At 69.3% G+C, this 18,024-nt stretch carries 16 protein-coding genes; 12 read left to right on the top strand and 4 right to left on the bottom strand.

Annotated features, from left to right (window positions below; all coding sequences use genetic code 11):
* Positions 1–52: 52 nt before the first annotated feature.
* From coaA to mscL, 4 genes are all read left to right on the top strand, one after another.
* Positions 53–1,018 carry a type I pantothenate kinase gene (gene coaA / locus J2W21_RS11745; RefSeq protein WP_307114683.1) on the top strand — a complete coding sequence of 322 codons (966 nt, stop codon included), beginning with the start codon at positions 53–55 and terminating at the stop codon, positions 1,016–1,018.
* Between the two features lie 57 nt (positions 1,019–1,075).
* Positions 1,076–3,325, top strand: a complete 2,250-nt coding sequence (locus tag J2W21_RS11740; protein ID WP_307114682.1) for a transglycosylase domain-containing protein — start codon at positions 1,076–1,078, stop codon at positions 3,323–3,325.
* Between the two features lie 80 nt (positions 3,326–3,405).
* The gene (locus tag J2W21_RS11735) at positions 3,406–4,539 is read left to right on the top strand and encodes a glutathione-independent formaldehyde dehydrogenase (protein WP_307114681.1); all 1,134 of its coding nucleotides are present in this window, start codon (positions 3,406–3,408) and stop codon (positions 4,537–4,539) included.
* Positions 4,540–4,559: 20 nt separating this feature from the next.
* Positions 4,560–4,955, top strand: a complete 396-nt coding sequence (gene mscL, locus J2W21_RS11730; protein WP_307114680.1) for a large conductance mechanosensitive channel protein MscL — start codon at positions 4,560–4,562, stop codon at positions 4,953–4,955.
* Positions 4,956–5,050: 95 nt separating this feature from the next.
* Here mscL and J2W21_RS11725 read toward each other — a convergent pair whose 3' ends face one another.
* Both J2W21_RS11725 and glmM read right to left on the bottom strand, forming a co-directional pair.
* Positions 5,051–6,127, bottom strand: a complete 1,077-nt coding sequence (locus J2W21_RS11725) for a methyltransferase (protein ID WP_307114679.1) — start codon at positions 6,125–6,127, stop codon at positions 5,051–5,053.
* 128 nt (positions 6,128–6,255) lie between these two features.
* Positions 6,256–7,605, bottom strand: a complete 1,350-nt coding sequence (gene glmM, locus J2W21_RS11720) for a phosphoglucosamine mutase (RefSeq protein ID WP_307114678.1) — start codon at positions 7,603–7,605, stop codon at positions 6,256–6,258.
* A gap of 127 nt (positions 7,606–7,732) precedes the next feature.
* On the opposite strand from glmM, the gene J2W21_RS11715 reads away from it, so the two are divergent.
* Both J2W21_RS11715 and J2W21_RS11710 read left to right on the top strand, forming a co-directional pair.
* Entirely contained in the window at positions 7,733–9,133 is a 1,401-nt protein-coding gene (locus J2W21_RS11715) for a phenylacetate--CoA ligase family protein (protein ID WP_307114677.1), read from the top strand.
* 298 nt (positions 9,134–9,431) lie between these two features.
* The gene (locus J2W21_RS11710; RefSeq protein WP_307114676.1) at positions 9,432–11,300 is read left to right on the top strand and encodes a glycosyltransferase family 39 protein; all 1,869 of its coding nucleotides are present in this window, start codon (positions 9,432–9,434) and stop codon (positions 11,298–11,300) included.
* 53 nt (positions 11,301–11,353) lie between these two features.
* On the opposite strand, the gene rpsI is transcribed toward J2W21_RS11710, so the two are convergent.
* Positions 11,354–11,854, bottom strand: a complete 501-nt coding sequence (gene rpsI / locus J2W21_RS11705; RefSeq protein ID WP_307114675.1) for a 30S ribosomal protein S9 — start codon at positions 11,852–11,854, stop codon at positions 11,354–11,356.
* A gap of 38 nt (positions 11,855–11,892) precedes the next feature.
* Positions 11,893–12,336 (bottom strand): 50S ribosomal protein L13, encoded by a 444-nt coding sequence (rplM, locus tag J2W21_RS11700; RefSeq protein ID WP_307114674.1) that lies wholly within the window; start codon positions 12,334–12,336, stop codon positions 11,893–11,895.
* Positions 12,337–12,891: 555 nt separating this feature from the next.
* Here rplM and J2W21_RS11695 point away from each other — a divergent pair.
* The 6 genes from J2W21_RS11695 to J2W21_RS11670 all read left to right on the top strand — a co-directional run bounded on the left by J2W21_RS11695 (position 12,892) and on the right by J2W21_RS11670 (position 18,023).
* Complete coding sequence (locus J2W21_RS11695) at positions 12,892–13,095, top strand: Flp family type IVb pilin (RefSeq protein WP_307114673.1); 204 nt, start codon at positions 12,892–12,894, stop codon at positions 13,093–13,095.
* A gap of 74 nt (positions 13,096–13,169) precedes the next feature.
* Positions 13,170–13,562 (top strand): TadE/TadG family type IV pilus assembly protein, encoded by a 393-nt coding sequence (locus J2W21_RS11690; protein WP_307114672.1) that lies wholly within the window; start codon positions 13,170–13,172, stop codon positions 13,560–13,562.
* Positions 13,550–14,557: a pilus assembly protein TadG-related protein gene (locus J2W21_RS11685; RefSeq protein ID WP_307114671.1), complete on the top strand. Its 1,008-nt coding sequence runs from the start codon at positions 13,550–13,552 to the stop codon at positions 14,555–14,557. The genes J2W21_RS11690 and J2W21_RS11685 overlap by 13 nt, the downstream gene beginning before the upstream one ends.
* 54 nt (positions 14,558–14,611) lie before the next feature.
* Positions 14,612–15,364 carry a Flp pilus assembly protein CpaB gene (gene cpaB, locus J2W21_RS11680; protein ID WP_307114670.1) on the top strand — a complete coding sequence of 251 codons (753 nt, stop codon included), beginning with the start codon at positions 14,612–14,614 and terminating at the stop codon, positions 15,362–15,364.
* The gene (locus J2W21_RS11675; protein ID WP_307114669.1) at positions 15,361–16,557 is read left to right on the top strand and encodes an AAA family ATPase; all 1,197 of its coding nucleotides are present in this window, start codon (positions 15,361–15,363) and stop codon (positions 16,555–16,557) included. Before cpaB ends, J2W21_RS11675 begins: the two co-directional genes overlap by 4 nt.
* The gene (locus J2W21_RS11670; protein ID WP_307114668.1) at positions 16,554–18,023 is read left to right on the top strand and encodes a CpaF family protein; all 1,470 of its coding nucleotides are present in this window, start codon (positions 16,554–16,556) and stop codon (positions 18,021–18,023) included. The genes J2W21_RS11675 and J2W21_RS11670 overlap by 4 nt, the downstream gene beginning before the upstream one ends.
* Position 18,024 lies beyond the last annotated feature (1 nt).

Here is an 18,024-nt window from a genome sequence, read left to right as displayed (position 1 = left end):
GCCCGAACCCCTGCAGTTCGCGCAGCGAGGTCCCAGTTGGCAGAATGCACGGGTGAGTCTGCAGAGAAGCGAGTCCCCCGGCGACGGCGCGTCCCCGTTCGTCGAGCTCGACCGCGCCACGTGGGCCCGCCTCGCGGACCGCATGGAGCAGCCCCTCAACCAGGACGACATCGACCGCATCCGCGGGCTCGGCGATCCCCTCGACCTCCGGGAGATCCGCGACGTCTACCTGCCGCTGAGCCGGCTGCTCTCCCTCTATGTCGAGGCGTCCGGCGAGCTGCACACGGCCACGCAGACGTTCCTCGGGGAGTCGACCCAGCGCACGCCGTTCGTGATCGGCGTGGCAGGCTCGGTGGCCGTGGGCAAGTCGACGATCGCCCGCGTGCTGCGCGAGATGCTGCAGCGCTGGCCGTCGACCCCGAATGTGCAGCTCGTCACCACGGACGGCTTCCTGTATCCGCTCGCCGAGCTGACCCGCCGCGGCGTCCTCGACCGCAAGGGCTTCCCGGAGTCCTACGACCGGCGGGCGCTGCTCCGCTTCGTGGCCGAGATCAAGTCGGGCGCCGAGGAGGTGCGGGCGCCCTGGTACTCGCACCTGACGTACGACATCGTGCCCGGACGGGAGGTCGTGGTGCGCCGGCCCGACGTGCTGATCGTGGAGGGCCTGAACGTCCTGGCCCCCGCGCGGCCCCGCGGCGACGGCACCACCGGCCTGGCCCTGAGCGACTTCTTCGACTTCTCCGTCTACGTCGACGCGAAGACGAGCTACATCGAGCACTGGTACGTGGAGCGGTTCCTCAAGCTGCGCTCGGGCGCGTTCGCCCAGCCCGAGAGCTACTTCCACCGCTACGCCTCGCTGTCGGACGAGGAGGCGGTCACCACGGCCCGGAGCATCTGGAAGCGCATCAACGAGCCGAACCTCATCCAGAATGTCCTGCCCACGCGCGGCCGCGCGCAGCTCGTGCTCACCAAGGACGCCGACCACTCCATCCGGAGGATGCTGCTGCGCAAGGTCTGACGGCCGGTGGCGGCCCCTCACAGGTTGCATTTAGGCGGGCCGCATACGCTACACGGCATGTCCCCTGGCAGCAAGAAGTACTTCGACACGTCCACGACCCTCGGCAGGATCCTCGCATTCCTCGCCGTGAGCGGGCTGTGCGGTGTGCTCGTCGCCGGGCTCATGACCCCCGCCGTCGCCCTCACGGGGAACGCGGCGAGCGGCGCCACGGAGACATTGACCACCTCGGTGCCGTCCGACCTCACGGAGGCGCAGCCGGGCCAGGCGTCAAAGATTGTCGCGGCGGACGGGTCGGTGATCGCCACGCTCTTCAGCGAGAACCGCACCGACGTGCCGCTGGACAAGATGTCGCCGAACATCAAGAACGCGATCGTGGCCATCGAGGACTACCGCTTCTATCAGCACGGCGGCGTGGACCCGCTGGGCATCGCCCGTGCCCTCGTCACGGACGCGGGGGGCGGGCGGCAGGGCGCCTCGACGCTGACCCAGCAGTACGTGACCAACGCCCTCAACGAGCAGCTCATCGCCCAGGGGCAGAGCGCGGACATCGTGCTCAACGGGCAGAAGAGCGTGAGCGACAAGCTGCGCGAGATGGAGCTCTCGATCGGGCTCGAGCAGAAGTTCTCGAAGGACCAGATCCTGGCCGGCTACCTCAACATCGTCCCGTTCAACGCCAACGCCTACGGGATCCAGGCCGCGAGCCAGTACTTCTTCTCCGAGGACGCGAAGGACCTCACGCTCCCCCAGGGCGCGCTCCTCGCCGGCCTCGTCAACGGCCCCGCCTACTTCGACCCCTCGCAGCACCCGGACCGGGCCAAGGACCGCCGCAACCTCGTGCTCGACGCGATGCTCCAGCACGGCTACATCAACAAGAGCCAGCACGACGACGCGGTCAAGTCCCCGATCCAGCTCAAGCTGAACCCGCCCAGGCAGGGCTGCCCCTACTCCTCGGCCCCGTACTTCTGCGACTACGTCCTGCACCAGATCCTCAACGATCCCGCCTACGGCAAGGACACCACGGCCCGGCTGCAGAAGGTCATGCTCGGCGGCCTGACGATCAAGACCACCCTCGACCCCCGCCTCCAGGGCCCGGCCCAGGCGCAGGTGGACGCGACCGCCGGGGCGAACCCGGACCAGTGGGGCGCCTCGCTCGTCACCGTCCAGCCGGGCACCGGCCAGGTCCTGGCGATGGCGCAGAACAGCCGGATGGTGGACGGCCAGGGCTCCGGGTTCGTCACCTCCTACAACTTCAACGTCGACTCGACGGACGGATCAGGCAACGACCTCGGCGGCGCCGGCGGCTACCAGCCCGGCTCCACCATGAAGCCGGTCACGCTCGCGGCCTGGCTGAACGAGGGCAAGCCCACCAACCAGGTGGTGGACGCGACGCGCCGCCGCTACGGCGCCGACTTCCCGTGGAAGTCCACCTGCGGGCCGGTCCACGGCGTCTTCGACAGCACCGTCCCGGGCTCCACGGACCTGCAGAACGACTCCGAGGGCTACTACCGCCCCATGACCGTCCGCGCGGGCATCTACAACTCGATCAACACCGCCACGTTCGCCTCGGCCGCGGACCTCAACGACTTCTGCGACATCCAGCGCGCCGCGGACGCCATGGGGATGCACGACGGCGCGGGGTCGGGCAAGAAGCTCGACCTCTCCACCCTCGGCAACCTCCTCGGCGGCACCAACGTCGCGCCGATGACCATGGCCAGCGCGTTCGCGACCTTTGCGAGCGGCGGCACGTACTGCGCCCCGATGTCCATCACCGAGGTGGACGACGTCAAGGGCCAGAAGATCGGCGGCCAGACCAGCCAGTGCCAGCAGGGCGCGCTCAGTCGCGACGTGGCCAGCGCCGCGACCAGCGTCCTCCAGGACGTGGCCACGAAGGGCTCCGGCGTGCTCATCCCCCAGAAGCTGAGCGTCCCCGACGCGATGAAGACGGGCACGAACAACGAGAACAGCCAGACGTGGGTGGTGGGCTACACGCGGGGGCTCGCGACGGCGTCGTACTTCGGCGAGGCCCTCAACGGCCCGAGCGCCCGGATGGGCCGCGACGTCACCGTCAACGGGAAGTTCTACCCGGTGGTCGACGGCGCGTACATCGCCGGCCCGCAGTGGGCCTCCTACATGCAGCAGGCGGCGGGGTACTACGACCACGGCGACTTCGACACCCCGCCGCAGAGCCTCATCACGGGTGACGCCGGGACGCCCGACGGCGGCACCGGCACGACCGACGGCGGCGGCACCGGCACCACCGGCCCCGGCCCCACCACCGGAAACGACACCGGCAACAACAACGGCTGACCCGCCGCCCATGTTTGGCCCCGCCCACGCCGGGGATGGTGCCCTGAGGACAACCGCACCGACTGGCAGGAGGAGTCCTCATGAAGGCAGTCGTGTACAAGGGTCCGCGGGAACTGGCCGTGGAGCAGGTCGATGACCCGAGGATCGAGGAGCCGCTCGACGCAGTCATCCGGATCACCACCGCGAACATCTGCGGCTCGGACCTGCACCCCTATGAGGGGCGCGCGGAGCTCGACTCCGGGATGGTCCTGGGCCACGAGAACATGGGCATCGTCGAGGAGGTGGGGCCCGGGGTCAACCGGATCAAGGTCGGCGACCGCGTGTCCGTGCCGTTCAACCTCGCGTGCGGCACGTGCCGCAACTGCAACGACGGCTGGACGTCCGCGTGCCTGCGCGCCAACCCGTCCGGGGACCCGGGCGCGGGCTACGGCTACCCGAAGATGGGGCCCTACTGGGGCGGCCAGGCGGAGCTGCTGAGGGTGCCGTGGGCGGACTTCAACCTGCTCCGGCTCCCGGCCGGCAACGAGCACGAGAACGACTACACGATGCTCTCGGACATCTTCCCCACCGGCTACCACGGCGCCACGATGGCCCAGGTCTCCCCCGGGAAGACCGTCGCGGTGTTCGGCGCCGGCCCCGTGGGCCTCATGGCGGCGTACAGCTCGCTGCTCAAGGGCGCCGCACGGGTGTTCGTGGTGGACAAGGAGCCCGACCGCCTCGATCTCGCAGCGCGCATCGGCGCGACGCCGGTGAACTTCGCCGACGTGGACCCGGGCCTGGCCATCATGGACGCCACGGACGGCTTCGGCGTGGACTGTGGCGTCGAGGCCGTGGGCTACCAGGCCCACGACCCGGCCGGCGAGGAGCACCCCGAGATGGTGCTCGACAACCTCATCGAGGTGGTCCGGGCCACCGGCCACATCGGGGTGGTGGGCGTCTACGTCCCCGAGGACCCCGGCGCCGCCTACGGCCTCGCGAAGCAGGGCCGGCTCCCATTCGAGTACGGGCAGGCCTTCACCAAGGGGATCAGCCTGGCGGGCGGGCAGTGCCCGGTGAAGAGGTACAACCGCGAGCTCCGCGACCTCATCACCGCCGACCGCGCCGCCCCGTCCTGGATCGTCTCCCACGAGGTGGCCCTCGACGACGCCGTGGACGCCTACGCCAAGTTCGACGCGCGCGAGGACGGCTACACCAAGGTGCTGCTGCACCCGTAGACCCGTCTAAGGTGGTCCCCATGCTCAGTGGATTCAGAACCTTCATCATGAAGGGCAACGTCATTGACCTCGCCGTGGCCGTGATCATGGGGGCCGCGTTCGGCGGCGTGGTGGACGCCCTCGTCAAGAGCGTCCTCATGCCCGCCATCTCGGTGCTGATCGGCCAGCACGACTTCAACAATTTCCTCGTGGTCGGGCCGGTGAAGTTCGGGGTCCTGCTGACCGCGATCGTGAACTTCCTGCTCATCGCGGCGTCGATCTACTTCGTGATCATCGTCCCGATGAACAAGATGATCGAGCACCGCAACCGCAAGCTCGGCATCAAGGAGAAGTCGGCGGAGACGCCGGTGGACCCGCAGATCGCCCTGCTCACCGAGATCCGCGACGCCCTGAAGTCCCGCGACCGCGAACTCTGACCTGCCCCACGCACGACGCCGGCCCCTCACCCAAGAGGTGGGGGGCCGACGTCGTGCTCGCCTGCGGCGTCCCAGCGCGCCGGGACGGCACGCGCTCACGGGACCACGAGCTCGACGATCCCGTACGCCCCCGTGTCGAGGACCCGGCCCGGCCGGAAGCCGGCTGCCTCGCCGAGCGCGAGGTGCTCGGCGGCGGAGCGCTGGCGCCCCTCGGTCTGGGCGAGCATCATGACGTCCGAGATCGAGACGGGGAACTCGGCGGCGTTGGGCTCCTGGAGCCACTCGAGGACCAGCACCCGCGTTCCCGGGGCGGCGGCGGCCCTGACCGTGCGGAGGATCCGGCGGCACTGGTCGTCGTCCCAGTCGTGGAGCACGTCCTTGAGGAGGTAGACGTCGGCGGCGGCCTCGAAGCCGACGAAGATGTCGCCCTCCACCGCGCGGACCCTCCCGCCCACGCCCCGGCCGGCGAGGTACTCCCCCGAGGCCGCGAGCGGACCCGCCTGGTCCACGAGCACGCCGTCGAGCGCGGGCCGGGCGGAGAGGACGGAGGCGAGCATGGCGCCCACGCCGCCGCCCACGTCGCACACCGTGCCCCGCTCGGGCCAGGGGTACGCGGCGACGATGAGCGGGGCCGCGAGGAGGGTGAGCTCGTGCATGGTGCGCGCGAAGCCGGCCTCCTCGTCCGGGTGCTCGGCGAGGTGGTCCCAGAGGCTCCTGCCCGTGGCGGCGTTGAAGGCCGGCCGCCCGTCCGCGAGGGTCTCGGGCAGTCGCAGCCAGCCGGCCAGGACGGCGTCTGAGGTCGCGTACCGGACCCAGCCGGCCATCGAGCGCGGATGGTCCTCGAGCAGCAGCCGGCCGGTGGCCGTGAGCGCGAAGGCCCCGCGGCGGTCCAGGGTCACGAGGCCGTAGACCGCGAGGCCGCGCAGCACCCGGTGCGCGGTGTCAGCGTGCAGGCCGAGCTCGCGGGCCACCTCCGCGGCGGTGCGGCGGCCTCCCGCGAGGGGCTCGACGAGCCGGGTGCGGACGGCCGCCCGCATGAGCGCGATGGCCGCGACTCCGCCGGAGACCTCGAGGAAGCGCGCCTGCGGTGGCTGGAGCGCCGCGCCGGCCCGAGTGAGGGCCCGGCTGAGGCGCTGGACGGCCCGGACGGCGGCAGGCGGGGGCGTGCGCATGAGGCGAGCGTACCGTCCTGCTCACCTTGGCCGTGGGGCCCGGCGCGTCGAGGCGCGGCGCGCCGGGCAGGACGACCCTCAGCGCTTCAAGGTGAGCAGGAAGGCGCGGCCTCCGACCGCCCCAAGGCCTACGCGAGCGCGAGCTGGCTCTGGACCACCTCGGCCAGGCGCCCGGCGACGGCCTGGGCGGTCTCCTCGTCCGCGGCCTCGACCATGACCCGGACCACGGGCTCGGTGCCCGAGGGGCGCAGGAGCACGCGGCCGGTCTCCCCGAGCTCGGCCTCCGCATCGGCCACGGCGGCGGCCACGCCCGGGTCAGCGGAGACCCGGGCCTTGTCGACACCCTTGACGTTGATGAGCACCTGCGGGAGCCGGGTCATCACGGCCGCGAGCTCCTTGAGCGTCTTGCCCGTGCGGGCCACCTGGGCCGCGATCTGCAGGCCCGTGAGCACGCCGTCGCCGGTGGTGGCGAAGTCGGAGAAGATCACGTGCCCGGACTGCTCGCCGCCGAGCGAGTACCCGCCGGCGCGCATCTCCTCGAGCACGTAGCGGTCCCCCACGGCGGTCTCACGGATGGTGATGCCCGCCTCGCGCAAGGCGATCTTGAGGCCGAGGTTGCTCATCACCGTGGCCACGAGCACGTCGTCGTGCAGCTTGCCGGCGTCCTTGAGGGCGAGGCCGAGGATCGCCATGATCTGGTCGCCGTCCACCACGGTGCCCTCGTGGTCCACGGCGAGGCAGCGGTCGGCGTCGCCGTCGTGCGCCACGCCCAGGTCCGCGCCGTGCTCCACGACCGCGGCCTGGAGCTTCTCGAGGTGGGTGGAGCCCACGCCGTCGTTGATGTTGAGCCCGTCCGGGTCGGCGCCGATCACCACGACCTCGGCGCCGGCGTCCTTGAACACCTGCGGCGAGCAGCCCGAGGCGGCACCGTTGGCGCAGTCGAGCACCACGGTCAGCCCGTCGAGGCGGTGCGGGAGGGTGGTGAGCAGGTGGACGATGTAGCGGTCCTCCGCGTCGGAGAAGCGCTGGATGCGGCCCACGCCGGCGCCGGTGGGGCGGTGCGGCTCGCCGGAGAGGAGGGCCTCGATCTGGTCCTCGACCTCGTCGGGGAGCTTCTGCCCGCCGCGGGCGAAGAACTTGATGCCGTTGTCCGGGGCCGGGTTGTGGCTCGCGGAGATCATCACGCCGAAGTCGGCGCCGAGGTCCGCCACGAGGTAGGCGGCCGCGGGGGTCGGGAGGACGCCGGCGTCGTACACGTCCACGCCCGCGCTCGCGAGGCCGGCCTCGACCGCCGCACCGAGGAACTCGCCGGAGGCTCGGGGGTCACGGGCGACGACGGCGCGCGGCCGGGTGCCGTCCGGCACCTGCTGGTGGCCGAGGACGACGGCGGCCGCCTGGGAGAGCTTGAGGGCGAGCTCGGCGTCGAGGAGGCCATTGGCCAGCCCGCGCACGCCGTCAGTACCGAAGAGCCTAGTCACCCGCCCTAGTTTACTGGGCGTGGGGAAAGGCCCGTGGCCGAGCCGAGACCCCGGTGGTCGAGCGGAGCCGAAACCTGCGCGCCAACTGGCCCTATTGCCCGCTGCAGCCCCTGCCGACAATGGCCTCATGCGCAGATCCGGCCGCCTCACCACGCTCGGCGTCCTGCGGGACGCGCGGCGGGTGCTGCGGGGCGGCCCCGCGGCGATCGAGGCGCGCCAGCGGGAGCGCCTGGCCGCCCTGCTGCAGCACGCCCGCGCCCACTCGGACTTCTATGCCCAGCTGTACGCCGGGCTCCCGCAGGACGCGGAGCTGGGGTCGCTGCCCCCGGTGACCAAGGCCGAGCTGATGGGCCACTTCGACCGCTGGGTCACCGACCCCGAGGTCACCAAGGACGCCCTCCTGCGCTTCACCGCGCGGCAGGACACGATCGGGACCGACTTCCTCGGCCGCTATGTCGTCTTCACCACCTCGGGCTCCACCGGCGAGCCCACGCTGCTCGTGCAGGACGCGCGGGCCCTCGCCGTCATGAACGGGCTGGCCTACGGCCGGCCGCCGTACGTCGATCCGCGGGTGATGGCCCGGATGATGGCCAAGGGAATCCGGGCCGCCCTCGTCTTCGCCACCGGGGGCCACTTCCTCACGACCGTCATGTACGCGCGCCGGATCCGCTCGGTGCCGTTCCGCCGCCGGTACGTGCGCTCCTTCTCCGTGCTGGAGCCGATGCCGCAGCTGGTGCAGGAGCTGAATGCGTACCGGCCGGGGATGCTGGAGTCGTACGCGAGCGGGCTTGAAGTGCTGGCGGAGGAGCAGGCCGCCGGACGGCTGCACATCGCCCCGGCGCTGGTGGCCTGCGGCGGAGAGCAGCTGCTGCCGGCCGTGCGGCGCCGCATCGAGCAGGTGTTCGGCTGCCCGCTGCTGGAGCTGTACAGCGCCTCGGAGGCCGGCCCGCTCACCCTGCCCTGCCGCTACGGCCAGCAGCACCTCAACGCGGACTGGTTCATCCTCGAGCCGATCGACAGCGCCGGCAGGCCGGTCCCCGTTGGGGTCCTCTCCCATTCGGTGCTGCTGACCAACCTGGCCAACTTCGTCCAGCCGCTCATCCGCTACGAGCTCGGCGATTCCGTCCGCCTCGGGGCGGAACCGTGCCGCTGCGGGAGCCCCCTGCCCACGGTCCGGATCGAGGGCCGCACGGATGAGATCCTCCGGGTCGAGGGACCGGCCGGGACCGTGGTCCTGCTGCCCATGGCGCTGGGCACGGTCGTGGAGGAGACCCCCGGCGTGCACCGGTTCCAGGTGCTGCAGACGGGCCCGGCCACGTTGGCCGTCCGCGTCGAGGTCCTGCCCGGGCAGGAGCGGCACACCGTGGAGGCGGAGGCTCTCGCGCGCCTGCGCGCCTACCTCGCTGAACAGGGCCTCCCCGACGTCGGTCTGGGCCTCGACCCCGAGCCGATCCGCGTGAACCCCCGGGGCGGGAAGCTGCGCCATGTGCTCCACGCGCCGTCCGCGCCGCCGGCTGGTGACAGGTAGTAGCCCAGGCATGCGGCGGCGGGAGAGGCCCGAGGTCCCCTCCCGTTCCCGCTGGCGGCGCGGTCTCGTGCGGAGGCATCTTGGCCCCCGCGACGGACCTATCGATGAAGTGCGATCGCAGCACCACTTGTCTTTCGGGGCTGGGTACCCGATTCGACCATGCACGACTACTTGCTTATTACCCGGCGGCAAACTCGGCTACTTGACTTCCTCGGAGCGGGTAGAGCCGTGTGCCACCGGTCCCCTACTCTGCTCGCATGGACAGCGCTGATGGGGGCCAACGAGCCGCGGGGCCGGCATGATCACCGTGGCCGCCCTTCCGACGAAGGCCCCGGTGAGCGGGACGCTCGCACGGAGCCGTTGGGAGACGGCCGGGCTGCTGGCCGGTACCGCTGTGCTGTATCTCTGGAACCTCAGCATCAACGGGTGGGCCAATGCCTTCTACACGGCGGCAGCCTTCTCAGGCGCGGATAATTTCACGGCCTTCTTCTTCGGATCCTCCGATCCCGCCAACGCCATCTCGGTCGACAAGCCGCCGCTGGCCCTCTGGGTGATGAGCCTCAGCGTCAAGCTATTCGGGCTGAACTCCTGGAGCCTTCTGGTGCCTCAAGCCCTGATGGGGGTGGGCACGGTGTGGCTCATCCACCGGATGGCGGCACAGCACCTCGGCCACCGGTGGGGCCTGCTTGCCGGAACCCTGATGGCGATCATGCCCGCCGCGACAGCCGTCTTCCGCTACAACAACCCGGATGCCCTGCTGACATTCCTCATGACTGCGGCTGCGTGGGCAACACTCCGGGCGATCAGGACCGAGAGGCAGCGTTTCCTTGCCCTTGCCGGTGCCCTCATCGGAGCGGGATTCCTCACCAAGCAGCTGCAGGTGGCTCTCATCGTGCCCGCCCTGCTCGTCGCCGTGATCTGGCTCGGCCCCGGGCGACTGGGCCAGAGGATCCGCGGGGCGGCCCTCGCCGCAGGCACTGCCCTGGCCACGGCGGGGGCATGGCTTGCGGTTCTCGCGCTGACGCCGGCGGGCTCGCGGCCCTTCATCGGCGGAACGCGGAGCAACAGTTTCTGGGAGCTGACGTTCGGCTACAACGGCCTCGATCGGCTGACCGGCCTGGATGCGCAGCGCGCTGAGGTCTACGAAGACCTCGGCACGAAGACCGACCTCCCGGTAGGCCCTCTCCGATTCGTCCTCCCGCAGATGGCCGGTCAGATTCTCTGGGTGCTACCCCTCGCCGTCGCTGGCACTGTTCTGGCCGTAGTCCTCTGGAGGAGTGCGCAGGGACAGTTGCGGGCATTCCTTGCATTGAATTTCGTATGGTTCTTCTGTTCCATTACCGTTGTTGCCTATATGTCCGGAATTGTGCACGCATATTATCTTCTGCCGACAGTCCCCTCGGCCACGTGCCTTGCCGCCGTGGCATTGAAAACCCTCATCGAGAAAAGGAAATCCATTCGCTATCGGTCACTGTTGGCCTCATGTCTCGCCGTTACGCTGTTGCTCGATTACATCGTTGCGATGCAGGGAGTCAACTCGTTTCCGTGGTTCCCAATGTTCATTCTCGGAACCGGGTCGCTTGCAATGGCTTGGGCGATACTGCCTCCTCTGCGGAAGCTGGTCGCGCCAGGTATGGCGCTTACCGTCTGCCTCATCCTCATGGGTCCAGCTCTGTGGTCGGGATTCACCGCCGGAAGCGCGCACGAAGGTGCAGGGCTGGCCGGAGGACCGCCTGTCGGAGGGCATCGTCCTGATGACCCCGCCGACCCGGGGATGCAGCGCCAGGACGGGCCGCAATATGCGGCCTTGAAATTCGGGGACTTCATCGAGCCCAGCGCAATCGAAGGGCTAAGTCGCGAGCCCAAAAGCGTTACCTGGCCCGCGGCCGTCATCGGTTCGTCGAGCGCCGCGAAGTACGAGATCGCCGCCCGTCGAAGCATTCTGGCCGTAGGCGGCTTTGACGGCACAGACCCCTCCCCCACCCTCGAGGACTTCAAGAGCCGTCTGGCTTCAGGACGGGTCGGCGAGCTGATCGTGGGGAACGTGCCGCCGGCCACGGCGCTAGGGGTGGGTGAGGCCGCGAAGATCCTAACCTGGGTCAAAGCCAACTACCCATGCAGACCCGCCGGGCACGCGTGCGTGTATCGCTTCGGCCCCCCCGAGTGAACGGCGGAAGGCCCGCCCCACAGTAGTGGGACGGGCCTCCGGAAGGGCTGAAATCAGCGCTTCGAGTACTGCGGTGCGCGGCGGGCCTTCTTGAGGCCGGCCTTCTTGCGCTCGACCACGCGGGCGTCGCGGGTCAGGAAGCCGGCCTTCTTCAGGGCCGGACGGTTGTTCTCGACGTCGATCTCGTTCAGAGCGCGCGAGACACCGAGGCGCACAGCACCGGCCTGGCCGGAGGGGCCACCACCGTGGATGCGGACGATCACGTCGTAGGCGCCCTCGAGGTCGAGAAGCTTGAACGGATCGTTCACCTCCTGCTGGTGCAGCTTGTTCGGGAAGTAGTTCTCGAGCGTGCGGCCGTTGATGGTCCACTGGCCGGAACCGGGGACGACGCGGACGCGGGCCACGGCCTCCTTGCGGCGGCCGACGGCCGCACCGGCAACGGTGAGGGCCGGGCGCTCGCGCGTGGCGGTCTCGGCCGCGGCCGGGGCGCTCTCGGAGGTGTAGCTGGTGAGGTTCTCCTCAGCCGCGGTGTTCAGCTCTTCGTTCTGAGCCACAGTGTTCTCCTTGATGAATTCTTGAGTAGTGGCCAGGACTACTGGGCGACCTGGTTGATCTCGAAGGTCTTGGGCTGCTGGGCAGCGTGCGGGTGGTTGGGGCCCGCGTAGACCTTGAGCTTGGACAGCTGCTGGGCGGCCAGCTTGTTCTTCGGGAGCATGCCCTTGATGGCCTTCTCCACGGCGCGGACCGGGTTCTTCTCGAGCAGCTCGGCGTAGGTCACGCTCGTGAGGCCGCCCGGGAAGCCCGAGTGGCGGTAGGCGCGCTTCTGCTGGAGCTTGGCACCGGTGAGGGCCACCTTGTCCGCGTTGATGATGATGACGAAATCGCCCATATCCATGTGGGACGCGTAGGTCGGCTTGTGCTTCCCGCGCAGCAGCGTTGCGGTCTGGCTGGCAAGACGACCCAGAACGACGTCGGTGGCGTCGATGACGTGCCACTGACGGTCGGCGTCGCCGGGCTTCGGAGTGTACGTACGCACAGTTATTGCCTTCGTTTCTTGGTCTGGTGGGGTGCCGGTGAGATACACCCCGTGCTTCGGTGCGCTACCGGACCAGAGGTGAGGGCTCCCAGACCAGTTATCCCTTGCATCTCGAATGCGCCCGGAAGCCGGCGTCCTGCAACTGGACACTCCCGAGGCGCGTTCCATCGAGTCAGGACACGCACAACGACTATCAAGAGTAGCTTGGCGCGGCTCGCCGGGTCAAAGCGAGGCCCAGGAGGCCTCCGGACGGGCGCCGGGCCGGCCGCCGGAAACAGTGTACGCACCCCCTCCGATGGACATGTCCAGTACGCAAGTAGTCCAAAGGTCCCCAGCTGAGTACCGCCCACGGGTCGGTCCGCGTGGCCACCGGGTACCACCGCGAGCGTCAGCCCGGTATTCGGCGGCTGTTATAAGCCTGAGATTCACGTATCAATGCTTATGGTGCCGGCCTCCAGGAGGTGGGAGATTTGTGGCACGGGCAGGAATACCGGGGGTGGCCCGCCACAAAGACCCCTTTTACAAATTGCTCCACCTCACGAAAAGGACATCACCATGGACAAGCTCTTTGTTTCCGTTCTCACCTTCTGGAACGGCATTGTGAACGGCGAGAAGGAAAAGGGTGCGACGGCCACCGAGTACGCGGTGCTCGTGGCTTTCATTGCACTTGTGGTCATCGGCGGTGTCACGGTCTTCGGAAACCAGCTCAGCGGCTGGTTCAACACCCTCGCGGGCCGCGTGACCAACACCGCCGGCTAGAAGGACCCGCGCGGGCCGGCTGGTCTTTCCGGCCGGCCCGCAGCCGTATCAGCACTCACCGGGAGATAAGAGTCATGTCGAGAAGAGCACGCAGGAACCACGAACGGGGCGCCGCAGTCGTCGAATTCGCCATTGTCGTCCCGCTGCTACTTGCACTCATTCTGGGCATAGTCGAGTTCTCCCGCATCTACAACGTCCAGATCATGGTGACGAACGCGGCACGCGAGGGCGCCAGGACGATGGCCATCAAGAACGACACGGGCGTCGCCACCACGGCGGTCAACAACGCCGTCACGAACGTCACGCTGTCCAGCATCCAGATCACGCCGGGCACCGGGGCATGCACCAACGGTGCCGAGGCCAACGCCACCGTGATGTCCAACGTCGCACTGCTGACGGGGCCCTGGTTCAACATCGGCTCCAGCATCACCGTCACCGGAAGAGGAGCCATGCGATGCGGCGGCTGATCTCTCGTCTGTTTCCCCCGGCGTCCGAGCGCGAGAAGGGAGCCACGATCGCCTTCGTTGCCGTGCTCCTCGTGGTGCTGCTGGGCGCTGGCGCCGTCGCGGTCGATTTCGGTCAGCTGGCCGCCGAGCGGGCCCAGCTCCAGAACGGCGCGGACGCAGCCGCCCTCGCGGTAGCCGACTCGTGCGCCAAGTCGCCGAGCACGTGCGCGAGCGGTTCGGGAGACCTCGGAACGACGTACGGCAACGCGAACGCGAACGACGGCGCCACGACCATCGGGCCGCCGGCCATCGACTTCACGGCGGGCACCGTCACCGCAAACGCCTCCACGCTCACAAACGACGGGTCGCCAAGCATGATCCTGAGCTTCGCGCGCTTTCTCGGCATCAACACCGGCAGCGCGCGCGCCACGGCCACCGCATCCTGGGGCTACCCCACGCGCGGGAAGTCGATCCTTCCCCTCGCGATGAACGTGTGCGAGTTCAACCTGAACAGCTCGGCCGCGACTCCGGTCATGCAGAAGATCCTCACCCAGGGCGGGGGCGGCACCCCCGACTGCAACGGGCGCACGCCGTCCAACCAGATCATGCCCGGCGGGTTCGCGTGGCTCATGCCAACAGGTCCTGGGGCCTGCGAGCTCACGGTCGGAGTCGGCGACTGGGCCCAGACAAGCACGGGTGCTTCGGCGCCGCACGGCTGCATCAATGCTGTCTTCCAGCCCTCCCTCCTTGGCACCAACGTGGCCGTCCCGATCTACGACGACTTCCGCGGCACAGGCAACAACACCTATTACCACGTCTCCAAGTGGGCCGGCTTCCACATCCTGGGTTGGAGCTTCCCCAGCACGCAGCAGGGGACGTGGCCCGCGCCGACGAACAACAACGGCATCTACGGCTACTTCCTCGGGTTCTCCGCGGACCCGAGCGTCTTCAGCGGATTCCAGACGAGTCCGACCCCACAGCCTGGCGCCATGTACCTCACCAAGCTCATCGGATAACCCGCAGCGCCACGACCGAAAGGATTCACCATGAGGACCCGCCTACTGGGAGGCGTGGCTGCACTGATTGTCGCAATCATCGGCACCGTACTTCTCCTCACCTACGTCAACGGCGCAGACCGCCGCGCCCTCGCCGACGTCCAGACGCAGGACGTCTACGTCGTCCAGAAGTCCATCCCGGCCGGCGCAGCAGCAGACGCCGTCTCGGCCGCCGTCGCCCTCAAGCCGATCCCGAAGGCCGCAATCCCCGCGGACCCGGTCACGGACCTCACGGCACTCAAGGGCAAGGTCACGTCCGTGGCCCTCGAGCCCGGCGAGCAGCTCCTCTCGAGCCGCCTCGTCGACCCGGCGGCGCTCGCGACGCCAGGTCGCGCCGAGGTCCCGTCCGGCATGCAGGAGCTGACCGTCCGCCTTCCGATCGAGCGCGTCATTGGGGGCGCCCTCGCTCCCGGCGACACGGTCGGCGTCCTGCTCTCCCTCCCCAAGGAGGACAACGCGCCGGCCCAGACCCAGCTCGCCTACCACAAGGTGCTCGTGACCGCCGTCCAACTCTCGAGCGGCGCCAACGCCGGCGAGGCGGCCTCTGGATCACAGCAGAGCGGCAGCAGCGGCGGCGGCCTCAACAGCAGCACGAAGAGCTCCTCGCAGCCTGCGGGCGACTACCTGGTCACAATCGCGCGACCCGCGGCCGACGCCGAGCGGATCGTCTACGCGGCCGAGTTCGGCAAGGTCTACCTGACCAAGGAGCCGGCGGCTGCCCAGGAAAACACCTCCGGCGTCGTGGACCGGACGAAGGTATTCCGATGAGCCGCTTCGCACTGATCACGCAGGATCCGGACTTCGATCATCGGGTCAGGCTGGCCACCGCGGGCCTGCCAGGGTCTATCCAGGTGTTCCACGCGAACTTCCTGCCCTCGTCGATCGACGACGTCTTCGACCAGCTCGTCGGGGAGCCAATTGAAGTGCTCGTCCTGGGGCCAGACCTCAGGGCCGAGGATGTGGTGAACTTCGCCGCCGCCGTCGACGTCCGCTTCCCCCACGTGAGCATGGCCTTCGCGGCCGAGCCCACCGGGGACCTGGTCGCGGCGGCCATGCGGTCCGGCATCCGCGAGTTCATCGACCCGGGTGCCACAGCGGACCAGCTCCGAGGGCGTCTCGAGGACGCCGCCGCGGCCGCGACGTACCGCCTCTCGGCCGGCCCGGCGATCGACGTGGCGGCCGCCGGCCAGGGACGCGGTCGCGTCATCGCCGTCATGTCCCCGAAGGGCGGCGTCGGGAAGACGACCATCGCCACCAACATCGCCGTGGGCCTGGCCAAGACGGCGCCCATGTCTGTGGTGATCGTGGACCTCGACCTCCAGTTCGGCGACGTGGCCAGCGGGCTCATGCTGGATCCCGAGCGCAGCGTGCTCGACGCCGTGAACGGGCCGAAGGACTCGCTGTCCTTGAAGACGTACCTGGCCCACCACTCGACCAATCTGTACGCGCTGTGCGCCCCCCGCAACCCGGCAGATGCCGAGCGCATCTCTGCGGACCAGGTAGGCGAACTCGTCGGCCGGCTCGCCTCGGAGTTCCAGTACGTGGTGGTGGACACCTCTCCCGGCCTCGGCGACCACGTGCTCGCCGTCCTCGACGAAGCCAGCGACGCGGTGTGGGTCTGCGGCATGGACATCCCCAGCGTCCGCGGCCTCAAGACCGGCCTTGAGGTCCTCTCGGAGCTGCACCTGCTCCCCGAGCACCGCCACCTCGTGCTCAACATGGCGGACAAGAGGTCCGGCCTATCGGTCCAGGACGTCGAGGCGACCCTCGGTCTCCCCGTCGACGTGGTGCTCGCGCGGTCCAAGGTCCTCCCCATGGCCACCAACCGCGGGGTACCTGCCCTCCAGGACGGCCCGAGGGACCGGACCGTCAAGGCCCTCGAGCGTCTGGTCGATCGCTTCAAGCCCACGTGGAACGAGTCGAACCGCCGGGCCGTGCACAAGAGGGTGGTGTTCCAGTGAGCCTCGTCGACCGCCTCCGGGCAGCCAAGGATCTGCCCGCAGCGCCTCCATCCACCGCCGGTGCCGTGCCGGCAGTGGAGGACGCCGACCAGCCCGCGACCCTAGGCGTGCGCCTCGAGGCCCATGCGGCAGCCGAGGCCGAGGCCCGTCTCGCCAACGCGCCCACCCATGGGAGCATCGCCTCGAGCCAAGCCCTCCGCGAGCTGAAGGAGAAGTCCACCGAGGAGCTCTTCGAGCGGGTCGGCGGAAGGATCACCGACTCCTCGCTGAGCGAGGCGGACCTCCAGGACCTCGTCAAGAGCGAGCTGCGGGCGGTCCTGACGGACCAGCCGGTGCCTCTGACGTCGACCGAGCGCGAGCGCCTGCTGAGCGAGATCATGGACGACGTCCTCGGCCTCGGCCCGATCCAGCGCTACATCGACGACCCGAGCGTCACCGAGGTCATGGTCAACCGCCAGGACCAGGTGTACATCGAGCGGCATGGCCGGCTCTACGCCACCGAGACGGTCTTTACGTCCGAGGAACAGCTGCGCCGGGTCATCGACAGGATCGTCACCCGCGTGGGCCGTCGCGTCGACGAGTCCTCGCCTCTCGTGGATGCGCGCCTCGCGGACGGCTCGCGCGTCAACGCCATCATCCCGCCCCTCGCGGTCAACGGTTCGGCGCTCACCATCCGCAAGTTCTCGCGGGAGGCACTCAGCGTCGAGAAACTCCAGGGGCTCGGCACTCTCACACCGGAGATGTCTGAGCTCCTCCGGGCCTGCGTCGAGGCGAGGATGAACATCATCGTCTCGGGCGGCACCGGCACCGGCAAGACCACCCTGCTCAACGTCCTCTCCGGTTTCATCCCCGCCACCGAGCGGATCGTGACCATCGAGGACGCCGTGGAGCTCCAGCTCCAGCAGGAGCACGTGGTACGCCTCGAGAGTCGACCGCCGAACATCGAGGGTCACGGCGCCATCTCCATCCGCGACCTGGTGCGCAACTCCCTGCGCATGCGGCCGGATCGGATCGTGGTCGGTGAGGTCCGCGGCGGCGAAACGTTGGACATGCTCCAGGCCATGAACACGGGCCATGACGGCTCGCTCTCCACGGTCCACGCCAACTCGCCGCGCGACGCGATTGCCCGCCTCGAGACCCTCGTGCTCATGGCCGGCATGGACCTGCCGCTGCGGGCCATCCGCGAACAGGTCGCCTCGGCCGTGAACCTCATCGTCCAGCTGGCCCGCCTGCGGGACGGAACCCGCCGGGTGACCCACGTGACCGAGGTGCAGGGCATGGAGGGCGACGTCGTGACGCTGCAGGACGCGTTCGTATTCGACTACGCGGCCGGCATCGATGCCAACGGCCGCTTCCTCGGCCGCCCGATCTCCACCGGAGTGCGTCCGCGCTTCACCGAGCGGTTCGCGGATCTGGGCATCAAGGTCAGCCCCACGCTGTTCGGCCCGCCCGCAGGGCGGAGGTAGC

The sequence above is a fragment of the Sinomonas atrocyanea genome, assembly GCF_030811715.1.
GTDB classification, from domain to species: domain Bacteria; phylum Actinomycetota; class Actinomycetes; order Actinomycetales; family Micrococcaceae; genus Sinomonas; species Sinomonas atrocyanea_A.
The sequence above is the reverse complement of the archived record's forward strand: the minus strand, read 5'-3'. Positions and strand labels throughout refer to the sequence as shown.

Bases quoted from the DNA above. Each gene is read 5' to 3' on its own strand.
- J2W21_RS11695 (WP_307114673.1), top strand. From the start codon at position 12,892: ATGGACAAGCTCTTTGTTTCCGTTCTCACCTTCTGGAACGGCATTGTG.
- J2W21_RS11725 (WP_307114679.1), bottom strand. From the start codon at position 6,127: ATGCGCACGCCCCCGCCTGCCGCCGTCCGGGCCGTCCAGCGCCTCAGC.
- J2W21_RS11715 (WP_307114677.1), top strand. From the start codon at position 7,733: ATGCGCAGATCCGGCCGCCTCACCACGCTCGGCGTCCTGCGGGACGCG.
- J2W21_RS11690 (WP_307114672.1), top strand. From the start codon at position 13,170: ATGTCGAGAAGAGCACGCAGGAACCACGAACGGGGCGCCGCAGTCGTC.
- J2W21_RS11685 (WP_307114671.1), top strand. From the start codon at position 13,550: ATGCGGCGGCTGATCTCTCGTCTGTTTCCCCCGGCGTCCGAGCGCGAG.
- mscL (WP_307114680.1), top strand. From the start codon at position 4,560: ATGCTCAGTGGATTCAGAACCTTCATCATGAAGGGCAACGTCATTGAC.
- J2W21_RS11735 (WP_307114681.1), top strand. From the start codon at position 3,406: ATGAAGGCAGTCGTGTACAAGGGTCCGCGGGAACTGGCCGTGGAGCAG.
- J2W21_RS11740 (WP_307114682.1), top strand. From the start codon at position 1,076: ATGTCCCCTGGCAGCAAGAAGTACTTCGACACGTCCACGACCCTCGGC.
- J2W21_RS11710 (WP_307114676.1), top strand. From the start codon at position 9,432: ATGATCACCGTGGCCGCCCTTCCGACGAAGGCCCCGGTGAGCGGGACG.
- J2W21_RS11675 (WP_307114669.1), top strand. From the start codon at position 15,361: ATGAGCCGCTTCGCACTGATCACGCAGGATCCGGACTTCGATCATCGG.